Here is a 12,057-nt window from a genome sequence, read left to right on the forward strand (position 1 = left end):
CATTCACACAATTCGGCGGAGCGCTGCTTCTCCCTCTCCCAGCGGGAGAGGGAAGGGGCCCAAGCGAAGCTTGGGAAGGGTGAGGGTGACCAGTGCAAGCGTCTCGCACTCAACCTCACCCCGCGCTGCTGCGCAGCTTGCCCCTCTCCTGAAAAGGAGAGGGGAAGAAGGCGCGCGCGCGATTATAAACGAAGTGTGGATCGCAACGGGAGCCGGAGTCAGGGCAGGTTACGCGCCAGCTCGTCCAGCCACGCCGTCGCCACTCCGTCCGAAGGCGCGCGCCAGTCGCCGCGCGGGGACAGCGCGCCGCCAGTCGAGACCTTCGGCCCGTTCGGGATCGCCGAGCGCTTGAACTGGCTCAGCACGAAGAACCGCACGAGAAATTTCTCGAGCCAGCTGCGGATCGTCGCCAGATCATATTCATTGCGCGCGGCCGCCGGGAAGTCGCGCGGCCAGCGCCCGGCCGCGGCATCGCGCCAGGCGTGGAGCGCGAGAAACGCGATCTTGGAGGGCGCCATGCCGTGGCGGATGACATAGTGCAGGAAGAAATCGTTGAGCTCGTAAGGCCCGACCCGGCTCTCGGTGCTCTGCATCGCGCCGTCAGCCCCAGCCGGCACCAGCTCGGGCGAGATTTCGGTGGCGAGGATCGCTTCCAGGATCTGGTCGGTCTCGCGGTCATATTGGTTGGTGCGGATGCACCAGCGGATCAGGAACTGGATCAGCGTCTTGGGCACGCCGGCATTGACCGCATAATGGCTCATCTGGTCGCCGACGCCGTAAGTGCACCAGCCCAGCGCCAGCTCCGACAGATCGCCGGTGCCGACCACCAGCCCGCCACGCTGGTTGGCGAGGCGGAACAGATAATCGGTGCGCAGGCCCGCCTGAACATTCTCGAAGGTCACATCATAGACCGGCTCGCCGCGCCCGAACGGGTGATCCATATCGGCAAGCATCTGCCGCGCGGCGGGGCGGATATCGATCTCGTCGCCATCGATACCGAGCGCGCGCATCAGCGCCCAGGCATTGGTCTTGGTGCCTTCGCTGGTCGCGAAGCCGGGCATGGTGAAGCCGAGGATGCGGTCGCGCGGCAGGCCGAGCCGGTCCATCGCCTTCGCCGCGACGATCAGCGCATGAGTCGAATCGAGCCCGCCCGAAACGCCGATCACCAGCCGTTCCGCCTTCGCCGCCTCGAAGCGCTTCAACACACCCTGGACCTGGATGTTGAACGCTTCGTAGCAATCCTGGTCGAGCTTTTCGGGCGTATTGGGCACGAACGGGAATCGGCGGATGTCGCGTACCAGCCCGATATCCGCGAAGTCCGGCTTGTGGGTGAAACCTATGCGACGGAAGCGGTTCTCGGGATGCCCGGCGAGCACGGCTGAATCGTTGAACGTGCCGTTGCGCATCCGCTCCTGCCGCACACGGCCACAGTCGATATCCGCAACCACCATATCCGGTTCGCTCTGGAAGCGAGTCGATTCAGCGATCAATTCGCCGAGTTCATGGATCATGCCCTGGCCGTCCCAGGACAGATCGGTCGTGCTTTCGCCCGGCCCGGCGGCGGAGAAGACATAGCCGCAGGCAGCACGCGCGCTTTGCGATGCGCATAGCAACGCCCGCTCGCGCGCCTTGCCGACGACGATGTTCGAGGCGGAAAGGTTGCAGCAGACCAAAGCCCCGGCCAGCGCGCCCATGGTCGAAGGCGGGGTAGGGGCCCAGTAATCCTCGCAGATTTCGACATGGAAGATGAAATGCGGCAGGTCGCTCGCGGCAAAGAGCAGGTCGATGCCGAAGGGTGCGGTCTGACCCGCAACTTCAATTTCAAGCCCGGTGAGCCCGCCGCCGCTCGCGAACCAGCGCTTCTCATAATATTCGCGGTAATTGGGCAGAAAGATCTTGGGCACGACGCCAAGCACTCGCCCGCGCGCAATGGCGAGGGCGCAATTATAGAGCCGCCCGTTGCGCGGCAGCGCGGCGCCGACCAGCAGCACCGGCCGCAGCTTCTCGCTCGCCTTCACGACTTTCGCGAGCGCCTCCTGCGTGGCGCGCTGCAGCGCGTCCTGGAGGTGCAGGTCGTCGATCGCATAGGAGCTGATATTGAGCTCCGGGAACACCAGCAGGTCAGCGCCGATCTTGTGGCCGTCCCTGGCCAGCGCGATCACAGCCTCGGCATTGGCGGCTGGATCGCCGACGGTCGCATGCGGCGTGCAGGCGCCGGCGCGGATCAGCTCATGGGTGTGGATCGAGTGGAAAGGGTGCGTCTTTGCCATGGCACGAGCGCTTAGCCATATTTCCTTACCAACGCCACGTACATCACGGCACCAGGGGCACGATCAGCACGCTGAGGCTGGCATCACGATTGCCCGAAATCTGCAGGACATAGTCGCCGGGCGTCAGCGCGAAATCGACCGTCTTGCGCACCGGCGTACAGGGAACGCCGTGGCTGTGGGCGCTTGAGGCGACCAGCTTGCCGTCCCGCACGACATCGATCCAGGCGCCCGCACCGAGCGCAACGCGATAGGTTCGCGCCACGGGCACAGTGAAGTGCACTATGCCGCTACTCGTGCCGGCTGCGGGAGCCTTTTCGGGAACTGCGAACTGCACCTGCGCCGCCGGCAAAAGCGCAATGTCAGCACGGCTGCCCACGGGAATCTGCGCCTTGCCGATATCGGCGGCCGTCGCGGCCGCAGCCACCGGCGTCGCGCCTGCCCAGCCGGCGAGTTCGGCCGGCAAGGGCGCCGGCGTGGCAGGGCAGGGGGCGGGTGTCACCTCCTGGGCGAACGCGGGGGCGGCAAAGGCGGTCAGCGCGAGAACATACCAATATTTCATGCGCTTCCACCTCGATGACGAGTCCGAACATGGGCGATATAAGGCACGCCAGGCCGCCCGCCAACGATTATGCCACCGCTCGCCTTGACGCGGCATCTCGCCCCGTTAGCTTGGCCGAAACGACATAAAGGGTCCGTGATGTATAAGCGTTTGACGATGACGGCGCTCGCGCTGGCGGGAATGGGACTGCCAATGGCCGCCACGGCCAAGGGAGCGGCCGGCCATCCCCAGGCCGAGGCGCAGGCGCTCGATCTCGCCAAGCGCATGATCGCGTTTCGCAGCGTACAGGGACCCGGCAACCAGACCCCGCAGCTCGCCGCCTATCTCAAATCGGTGCTGGTCGAGGGCGGCTTCGCTGACGCCGATGTCAGCATCACGCCGGTCGAGGACACCGCTTATCTGATCGCGCGCTATCGCGGCACTGACAGCAATGCCAAGCCGCTCGTCATCTCGGGCCATATCGACGTGGTCGAGGCCAAGCCTGCCGACTGGCAGCGCGACCCCTTCACCCCGGTTGTCGAGAATGGCTATCTGTTCGGGCGCGGCGCGACTGACATGAAGTTCGACGGTGCGCTGGCCATCGCGACCCTGCTCGAGCTCAAGCGCCAGGGCTACAAACCGCGCCGCGACATCATCCTCGAATTTTCGGGCGATGAAGAGACAGCGATGAAGACGAGCGCGATGATCGCCGAGAAGCTCGCCAACGCCGAGCTCGTGCTCAATATCGATGGCGGCGGCGGGCATCTCTCCGAGGATGGCAAGCCCGAATTCTTCACCTGGCAGGGCGCCGAGAAGACCTATGCCGATTTCGAACTCTCCGTCACCAATCCCGGCGGGCACAGCTCGGCGCCGCGCAAGAACAACGCGATCTACCAGCTTGCCGGCGCGCTCCAGCGGATCGGCGCCTATCAGTTCACGCCGCAGCTGAACGACCTGACTCGAAGCTTCTTCATCGAGGCGTCGAAGCAGAAGACCGGCCCTGTGGCGGATGCAATGCGCGCCTTCGCCGCTGATCCGACCGACAAGCAGGCGATCGCCACGCTTGCCGCCGACCCGGCCTATATCGGCCAGATCGGCACGACCTGCGTCGCGACGATGCTGAGCGGCGGCCATGCCCTGAACGCGCTGCCGCAGCGCGCCACCTCGAACATCAACTGCCGCATCTTCCCTGGCGTGCAGCCCGCCGACGTGATGGCGAAGCTCAAGGAAGTCGCGGCCGAACCGGCAATGACGATCAAGGATGTGACCGAAGGAGCGGTGCCCAATGATGCCTCGCCGCTCCGGCCCGATTTCGTCGCGGCGCTGACCAAGGCGATGAACAAGGTCTATCCCGGCGTGCCGATCCTGCCGAGCATGGCGGCCGGCGCCAGCGACAGCATGTGGTTCCGCTATCACCATGTGCCGAGCTATGGCGCGAGCCCGATGTTCATCAAGGAATCGGACGATTTCAGCCACGGCCTGAACGAGCGTACGCCGATCTCGAATATCCCGCCTGCGATCACTTATTATCTGTCGCTTTTCTCGGATCTGTCGAAATAAGCAGAGGCTGGCGGACGGAAATGCGTCCGCCAGCTGCTTTGTCAGACCTCAGCGCGTGAGCAGCTTCCGTCGTCCTGCTGCGATGAAACCCGCCGCAAACAACAGGATGACGGACAGCGTCAGCCAGTCGAGCGGCGCGGGCCCGGCTACGAAGCCGAGATGGGCAAGCGCCGCCCAACCACCGCCGAACAGCAGGACCAGATAAAAGGCGATATGGCCGCTCTCGCGTGAGAGGGCGTGCCCCAACTCGTCCTTCAGCGGCCGGGCAGCAACCCCCAGCACGATAAGGGCGCCGATCAGCAGCGAAGCGCCCGCCAGGCCGACCGTCTGGGACACCACCCGTCCGGGTCCGGCAAGCCCAAGCAGGATCAGCAGCAGGCCGCAGGCAGCCGTCCAGATGAAGCTGTAGAGAAACAGCCGGCTGCGTTCGCGCATATCGTCGGCAGCCACCTCGTCGTCGATGAGATTGGCGCTCGTGTGGGCACTCGCCATGACGAAGGTGCCGAGGATGGCGAGGAGGAAAAGGACTGAGCCCGTCACGACGGCGGCCCATTCCGAGGCGCCCATTGTGCGCAGGTCGCCCGCGCGGGCCAGTGCGCCGAAAGCCGCCATGAAGAGCAGCATCATGCCGATGACCACCACGTCGCGGATCACGAAGTTACGAAAAGTCAGCGCGCTGACCGGCCGCTTGCGACTGGTGAAACCGGCCACCGCCACCGCGAATATCAAGCCCAGTCCCAGCATCGCGGCGGTATGCCTCGACTGGACCATGATGCGGAGCAGCTCGCCCATGCCCTTGCCGTTCAGGAGCGCGGTGCCGACCGTAACCGCCACGATATACCCGACCGCGCCCACGGCGCCCCAGACCGCGACATTGCGCCAGTTGGGCGCGGACTTGTTATTTGCCATGGCCATCACTCTTCCTCCGGTTCCCAATGGTCGATGAACAGCCCAGGCACGGCGACGCCGAACAGCTTCGCCATGCGCAGGGCCAGCGGCAGGCTGGGATCATATTTGTCGGTCTCGACCGCGTTGATCGTTTGCCGCGAGACGCCGAGCCGCCGGGCCAACTCGCCCTGGCTCCAGCCACGTCCCTCGCGAAACGCCTTCAGGCGATTTTCCAAACCGACACTCCTTGCTGTCAAGAGCTCTTTACAAGGAGTATGGCGAGCCTGTCAAGAGCTCTTGACAAGGCTTCTGCCAATTGCCGCCAGTCAGCGGCTCGCCATCAAACGTTCCAGATAAGCGCAAACCATGTCCGCGAGCGCATCCGCATAGGCGTGGATCTCGGCGGGTGACCGCGGAGTCTCCGAAAAGCTGCTGCCCACTGCGCTCACCGTCGTCTTGAGGAGGTCGCCGACCAGCGCCAGCGTGTCTCCGCTAGCATCCTGCAGCACCTCGCGCAGGAACGACAGAAAGATCTCCGCGCTCGCTGCGCGGATATCGACCGCCTCGGGCGCATCGCGATAGAGCGGCGCTGCGTCGTTCAGCGCGCCGCGGATAGCCGCCTCCTCGCATTCCGAGCGGATGAAGAAATGCACCAGGCTGCGCACGCGTTCGAGGGGCGGCCTTTTGCGGTCCTCCAGGATCAGGCGCAGCTGATCGTGGGTGGTCCGCCACTCGTCGCTCTGAAGCCGGAACAGGATCGCGGCCTTGTTGGGGAAATATTGGTAGAGCGAGCCGACGCTCACCCCGGCGCGCTCGGCGACGCGCGCGGTGGTGAATCGCTGCGCGCCCTCCGTCGTCAAAACCTGAACAGCAGCATCGAGAATGGCCGCGACCAAGTCGTTGGAGCGGGCCTGTTTGGGCTGTTTGCGCGAGGAGACGCAGGCGCTTTGTCGGGTCGGCATGCGGGGTTCTGCCAATGCGAATAGGAAAGCTGACGAATTAGTCGTATTTCTGATGGCGAGCAAACACCTGCTCGAAACCGGAGAAAATCGATGACCATATTGACCAGCGCGCCTGTGGCGCCGCTGCTCGACCGGCTGTTCGCTGAGGCCGAAGCCCTGACGCCCCTGGCGAACCCCGCCTTCGCGTCCGTTTCAGCCGAAGAGCGCTACCGGCTCATGTCGAGCAAGACCGAGTATCGCGAACTTTATAGCCAGCTGAAAGACTATGCGCTTCCCGTCTCGCGCGAGACCGGCAAGCTGCTCTACATGCTGGCACGCGCCGGCAACGCACGATCCATCATCGAGTTCGGCACGTCGTTCGGGCTCTCGACGCTCCATCTCGCAGCCGCCTTGCGGGAAAATGGCGGCGGCCGGCTGATCACCTGCGAATTCGAACCGTCGAAGCTGGCGAAAGCCAGGGAGAATCTCGCCGCCGCCGGCCTGTCGGATCTGGTCGAGTTTCGCGAAGGCGATGCGCTGGAAACGCTGGCGTCCGATCTGCCCGATACGATCGACCTGCTTCTGCTCGACGGCGCCAAATCGCTGTACATGGACGTGCTGACCCTGGTCGAGAGCGGCTTGCGGCCGGGCGCGGTGATCGTCGCTGACAACACCGATTACTGCCCCGAATATCTCGAGCGCGTCGGCTCCGCCGCGAATGGCTATTGGTCGATGTCGTTCACCGACGATGTCGAACTTTCGATCCGCCTTTGAGAACCAGAATTGGCCGGATCGAGAAGCAAAGCTTGCGTGGCGGCTGACATTTGTCAGCCGCCACGGCAAATGTGCGAAATACTAACCAACTGATAATACTAGAAATATATTGAAGGCGGGTTGTTGGAAAAACGCCAAAATGTCAGCGCCTTGCATGACATTTCCAACAGCTGCGATCTGCATGGGCCTCGATTCAAATGCTGCGCGGCGGGCGCTAGTGACAGGATCGCGATGGGGAAATTCTTCCTCACGGTCGGGGAGGAAATAACGCATCGATATGGCGCTCGGCGATGGTGCTGGCTTCGGCGGGGGTGAATGCCTGGGGCGACAGGCAGAGCTCGAGCCACAGCCCGTCGACCAGCGCAGTGATCGCGATGGCGGCGAGCCGCTGGTCGGCGCCCGGCACGCCGCACGCGGCGAGCAACGTTTCGAGATCGCGGCGGTACGCGCCGTAGAGATCGTCGTGCAGCGCGGCGATGTCGGGGCGTGCCTTGACCAGGCTCCAGAACGCAACCCAGGTGGCGAGCAGGGCAGGGTCGGCGATCGGCGGGGCGAAGCTGGCGGTGGCATAAGCGAGCAGGCGCGCGCGAGGATCGTCGCCGGCCGCCGCGATGGCGGCGTCGAGCGCGGTGGAAACGCGCACGCCGACATGCGCATAGGTCGCCGCGACCAGGGCATCCACGCCGTCGAAATAGTGGCCGACCAGCCCCGGCGAAACGCCAGCCTCGGCGGCAATGCTGCGCACCGAGGCACCGCTCGCGCCATCCCGGGCAAGCACCCGCGCGCACGCCTCGATCAGGCTGGCGCGGCGCGCATCGGGCTCGGCTCGGGTGAAGGCGGGTTTGTGCACGGCGTCCCTTTTAGCGTTCGCGTCCAGCGGCATTAGCACAGGTTGTGAAATGGGATTAGCTGTTATACGATCGTCCAACAAGGAGGCTCGCATGGCGCATCGTCTGGCGGAAATGATCGACGCGCCGGACCCGGACGCCGACTGGAGCCTGCCCGGCTGGCTTTATACCGATCCCGAATTCTTCGACGTCGAGATGGCGCGCGTCATCCGGCCATCCTGGCAGATTGTCTGTCATCTCAGCGACGTACCGAATCCCGGCGATTACCATACGCTCGATTATATCGGCGAAAGCGTGATTGTGATGCGCGGCGAGGATGGCGCGGTGCGCGCCTTCGCCAATGTCTGCCGCCACCGTGCGATGCGCTTGGTCGAGGGGCCGGCAGGGTGCGCGAAGAAGCTCGTCTGCCCCTATCATGCCTGGGCTTATGAGCTCGACGGCCGGCTCACCGGCGTTCCGATGAAGGCCGATTATCCGGCGCTCGACATGGCGCAGAACGGACTGGCGCCGGTCGAGCTCGAGATCTGGAACGGCTTCATTTTCGTCCGCCTCGAAGATGATGGCGGTCCATCCGTCGCCGCGATGATGGCACCCTATGATCGCGAGATCGCCCCCTATCGCTTCGAGGACATGAAGACGCTCAGCCCGGTCCGCCTGCGCGAGCGCGCGGTGAACTGGAAGAATGTCGGCGACAATTATTCGGACAATCTCCACATCCCGGTCGCCCATGCCGGGCTGACCCGGTTGTTCGGCAAGAGCTATGCGATCGAGGCGCAGCCCTGGGTCGACAAGATGTCCGGCTATCTGGCCGACAAGCCCTCGAACGATCGCTGGGAGCGTCTCTACCAGGCGCATCTGCCCCGCGCGGACCATCTGCCCGAGAAGCAGCAGAAGCTCTGGCTCTATTACAAGCTCTGGCCGAACATGGCCTTCGACATCTACCCCGATCAGGTCGATTTCATGCAGTGGCTGCCACTGTCGCCGACCACCTGCGTGTTGCGCGAGATGGCGTTCGCGCTCCCTGATGACCGCCGCGAGATGAAGCTGGTGCGCTACGCCAACTGGCGGATCAACCGCACGGTCAACGCCGAGGACACCTGGCTGATCACGCGCGTGCAGCAGGGCATGGCGTCGCAGAGCTACACCGCCGGGCCGATCGGACGAAGCGAGGTGTGCCTGCGCAGTTTTGCGAAGAAGATCAGGGGACTGATCCCCGAGGCGCGCATGCACAAAGCGCCGCCGCCGGGATGGAGCGCAACACAGTCCCCCTCCCGTTTACGGGAGGGGCTAGGGGAGGGCCTGTCGGTGGTAAGGCGGCAACAAGCCCACCCCCAGCCCCTCCCACAAGTGGGAGGGGAGAAGAAGTGACCAAAAAGTACGATGCGCTCATCATCGGCGGCGGGCATAACGGCCTGGCCTGCGCTTTCTACCTCGCCCGCGCGGGTCTCAAGGTCCGCATCCTCGAACGCCGCCATATCGTCGGCGGCGCGGCCGTCACCGAGGAGTTCCACCCCGGCTTCCGCAATTCCACCGCGAGCTACACCGTCAGCCTGCTCCGTCCCAAGGTCATCAAGGACATGCGCCTCCACGAGCGCGGCTGGCGGATCATCGAGCGCACCATCTCGAACTTCTTCCCGAACGAGAATGGCTATCTCAAACTCGGCGGCGGCGAAGCACGAACCCGCGCCGAATTCGCGCGCTATTCGCCGAAAGATGCAGAGACCTTCCCGAAATATGAGGCTGCGCTGGAGCGCGTCGCCGAGGTGCTGCGCGACATGGCGCTCAAGACCCCGCCCAATGTCGGCGGCGGCGTCCGCGCGCTGATCGCGGCGGCTGCGCAGGGCAAACGGCTCGCCGGCATGGACATCGAGGCGCAGCGCGACGTGATGGACCTGTTCATGAAGTCGGCGCGCGACTTCCTCGATAGCTGGTACGAGAATGAATATGTGAAGGCCGCCTTCGGCTTCGATGCGGTGGTCGGCAATTATGCCAGCGTCGATACGCCCGGCTCGGCCTACGTGCTGCTCCACCACGTGTTCGGCGAGGTGAATGGCAAGAAGGGCGCCTGGGGTCACTCGGTCGGCGGCATGGGCGCGATCACCCAGTACATGGCAGAAGCCTGTACGGACATGGGCGTCGAGATCAGCCTCGAATCCCCGGTCGCGAAGGTGCTGGTGGATGGCAATCGCGTGACGGGCGTGAAGCTCGAAAGCGGCGAGGAGATCGCAGCCGACATCGTCGCCGCCAATGTCGGCCCGGCATTGCTCTACCGCCAGCTGGTCGACCGCGCCGATATGAGCCCTGAATTCGCGAAACGAATGGACAATTTCAAGGCCGGCTCCGGCACCTTCCGGATGAACGTCGCCCTGTCTGAACTTCCCGATTTCTCGGTGCTGCCGGGCAAGCAGGTCGCCGAGCATCACACCTGCGGCATCATCATCTCGCCGACGCTCGATTATATGGACAAGGCCTTTACCGACGCGAAGGCCAAGGGCTGGTCCGACGAGCCGATCGTCGAGATGAAGCTGCCGACCTCGATCGACGACAGCCTCGCGCCGCCCGGAATGCACATCGCCAGCCTGTTCTGCCAGCAATTCGCGCCGGTTCTCCCGGATGGCCGATCATGGGATGACGAGCGCGAGGCGGCGGCTGACCTGATCATCGATACGGTCACCAAGCACGCCCCCAACTTCAAGGGCGCGGTCATCGCCCGGCAGATCCATTCGCCGCTCGATCTCGAGCGTAAGTTCGGGCTGATCGGCGGCGACATCATGCACGGCGCCATGTCGCTCGATCAGCTCTGGGCGGCGCGGCCGGTGCTCGGGCATGGCGATTACCGCGCACCGATCAGCGGGCTCTATATGTGCGGCGCGGGGACGCATCCGGGCGGCGGTGTGACCGGGGCGCCGGGGCACAATGCGGCGCATGAGATACTCGCGGATCGCAGTCTGTTTGGCCGCATGTTCCGCAAACGCCCCTGATCGGAGGTCATCCGCCCCTGGCGCGCGAGGATCCGTTCGCCATCCGGTGGCTCGCATGTGCCTCGCGAGCGCCGGCCGGCCCCGCGTCATGATCGATCGCGAATTGCGCGATGATCTGCAGCAGCGCCTGGTTGGTGATGCCGTCATAGGTCGTGTTGAAGTCGTGGCCCGAATAGGGGAACAGGATGTGGCGCACCGGGTAGCCGGCTGCATTCGCCTTGCGCGCGAAGTCCGCGGCGCCTTCCGGCGGCACCAGCGGATCGTCGGCGCCGCCCAGAATCAGCGTCGGCGGATCGCCCGGCCCAAAGGAGCGGCGGAGATCGGCGGCGGCGTAGCGCTCCGGATATTGCTCCGGCGATCCACCCAGATAGGCGGTGAGATAGGAGCGTTGCAGCCCGCCCAATTCCCCGCCGTCATGCCAGGAGCCGGCCATGTCGATCAGCGGCACCTTCACCACAACCGCCGCGACATGAGGCACCTGCGAGCCGCATTGCGGATCGGACGGTTTGATATCGGTTGCATAAGCCGCGGCCATGGCCAGGCTGCCCCCGGCGGAGCCGCCGCTCAGCGTCAGCCGGTTGATGTCGACGCCCAGGGAATTCGCATGCGCGCCGATCCACGCCAGCGCGCACCGCACATCCGCTGTGGCGAGGTTCCAGGTCGGCCGATCCTGCCGTGCCAGGCGGTAATCGATGCTGATAACGGTCCATCCGTGATCGGCATACCAGCGCTGATTGGCGGTGCCGAAGGCGCGGCTTCCCTCGACGAAGCCGCCGCCATGGATGACGACCATGACCGGGCTGAGCGTGCCGCGCGCCTTGTGCGGATGATAGATGTCGAGCGAGAGCGCTTCGCCCTGCGGATGCGCAAAGACCTTGCTCTCGTCGGGAGCGGCACCGTCATTGAGCTCGCGCAGAGAGAGTGCCCGGACCAGATCGATCTGTGCGCCATTGCTCTCGGCGACATAAAGGATGTGCAGCATCACGCCCGAGGTCACCAGCACGGTGATCGCCGCCGTCGTGGCGAGCGCAATGGCAACCCGCGTCTGCTCGAGCGAATTGGCCAGCAGCCCGACGATCAACGCTGCGATCGACCACAGGAAGAACCAGGAGGTGCGGTTGGGGACCACGCTGATCGCGTAGAGGCGCACCCAGGGGATGACGGGCACGATCGCCGACAGCAGGACGAACAGGCACGGCAACACCATCAACCACGCAATGGTCAGCGCCGCCGTGCGGAGGAATTGGGGGCTCACAC

At 64.7% G+C, this 12,057-nt stretch carries 11 protein-coding genes; 4 read left to right on the top strand and 7 right to left on the bottom strand.

The features are described from left to right. Nucleotides 1–218 precede the first annotated feature (218 nt). Nucleotides 219–2,270: an NAD(+) synthase gene (locus AC1DVS_RS24285; protein WP_478027071.1), complete on the bottom strand. Its 2,052-nt coding sequence runs from the start codon at nucleotides 2,268–2,270 to the stop codon at nucleotides 219–221. 43 nt (nucleotides 2,271–2,313) lie between these two features. Continuing rightward, nucleotides 2,314–2,829 carry a homogentisate 1,2-dioxygenase gene (locus AC1DVS_RS24290; RefSeq protein ID WP_478027072.1) on the bottom strand — a complete coding sequence of 172 codons (516 nt, stop codon included), beginning with the start codon at nucleotides 2,827–2,829 and terminating at the stop codon, nucleotides 2,314–2,316. Nucleotides 2,830–2,967: 138 nt separating this feature from the next. Between AC1DVS_RS24290 and AC1DVS_RS24295 the strand changes: the two genes are divergently transcribed. Then, on the top strand, nucleotides 2,968–4,368 hold the full coding sequence (locus AC1DVS_RS24295; protein WP_478027073.1) for a M20/M25/M40 family metallo-hydrolase: 1,401 nt from the start codon (nucleotides 2,968–2,970) through the stop codon (nucleotides 4,366–4,368). Between the two features lie 48 nt (nucleotides 4,369–4,416). Here the strand turns inward: AC1DVS_RS24295 and AC1DVS_RS24300 are convergent, their stop codons facing one another. From AC1DVS_RS24300 to AC1DVS_RS24310, 3 genes are all read right to left on the bottom strand, one after another. Continuing rightward, nucleotides 4,417–5,283, bottom strand: coding sequence for a hypothetical protein (locus tag AC1DVS_RS24300; protein WP_478027074.1), 867 nt, complete (start codon nucleotides 5,281–5,283; stop codon nucleotides 4,417–4,419). Beyond that, nucleotides 5,283–5,492, bottom strand: a complete 210-nt coding sequence (locus tag AC1DVS_RS24305; RefSeq protein ID WP_478027075.1) for a helix-turn-helix transcriptional regulator — start codon at nucleotides 5,490–5,492, stop codon at nucleotides 5,283–5,285. Before AC1DVS_RS24305 ends, AC1DVS_RS24300 begins: the two co-directional genes overlap by 1 nt. Nucleotides 5,493–5,582: 90 nt before the next feature. Beyond that, complete coding sequence (locus AC1DVS_RS24310) at nucleotides 5,583–6,218, bottom strand: TetR/AcrR family transcriptional regulator (RefSeq protein WP_478027076.1); 636 nt, start codon at nucleotides 6,216–6,218, stop codon at nucleotides 5,583–5,585. Between the two features lie 90 nt (nucleotides 6,219–6,308). On the opposite strand from AC1DVS_RS24310, the gene AC1DVS_RS24315 reads away from it, so the two are divergent. Next, on the top strand, nucleotides 6,309–6,971 hold the full coding sequence (locus tag AC1DVS_RS24315) for an O-methyltransferase (protein ID WP_478027077.1): 663 nt from the start codon (nucleotides 6,309–6,311) through the stop codon (nucleotides 6,969–6,971). A gap of 247 nt (nucleotides 6,972–7,218) precedes the next feature. Here the strand turns inward: AC1DVS_RS24315 and AC1DVS_RS24320 are convergent, their stop codons facing one another. Next, nucleotides 7,219–7,821, bottom strand: a complete 603-nt coding sequence (locus tag AC1DVS_RS24320; RefSeq protein ID WP_478027078.1) for a TetR family transcriptional regulator C-terminal domain-containing protein — start codon at nucleotides 7,819–7,821, stop codon at nucleotides 7,219–7,221. 91 nt (nucleotides 7,822–7,912) lie between these two features. Between AC1DVS_RS24320 and AC1DVS_RS24325 the strand changes: the two genes are divergently transcribed. Next, entirely contained in the window at nucleotides 7,913–9,187 is a 1,275-nt protein-coding gene (locus AC1DVS_RS24325; RefSeq protein WP_478027079.1) for an aromatic ring-hydroxylating oxygenase subunit alpha, read from the top strand. Then, nucleotides 9,184–10,800: a phytoene desaturase family protein gene (locus AC1DVS_RS24330; RefSeq protein WP_478027080.1), complete on the top strand. Its 1,617-nt coding sequence runs from the start codon at nucleotides 9,184–9,186 to the stop codon at nucleotides 10,798–10,800. The genes AC1DVS_RS24325 and AC1DVS_RS24330 overlap by 4 nt, the downstream gene beginning before the upstream one ends. 7 nt (nucleotides 10,801–10,807) lie before the next feature. Here AC1DVS_RS24330 and AC1DVS_RS24335 read toward each other — a convergent pair whose 3' ends face one another. Continuing rightward, nucleotides 10,808–12,055 (bottom strand): alpha/beta hydrolase, encoded by a 1,248-nt coding sequence (locus AC1DVS_RS24335; protein WP_478027081.1) that lies wholly within the window; start codon nucleotides 12,053–12,055, stop codon nucleotides 10,808–10,810. Nucleotides 12,056–12,057: the final 2 nt, after the last annotated feature.

Source organism: Sphingomonas sp. P3_C5 (assembly GCF_056402635.1).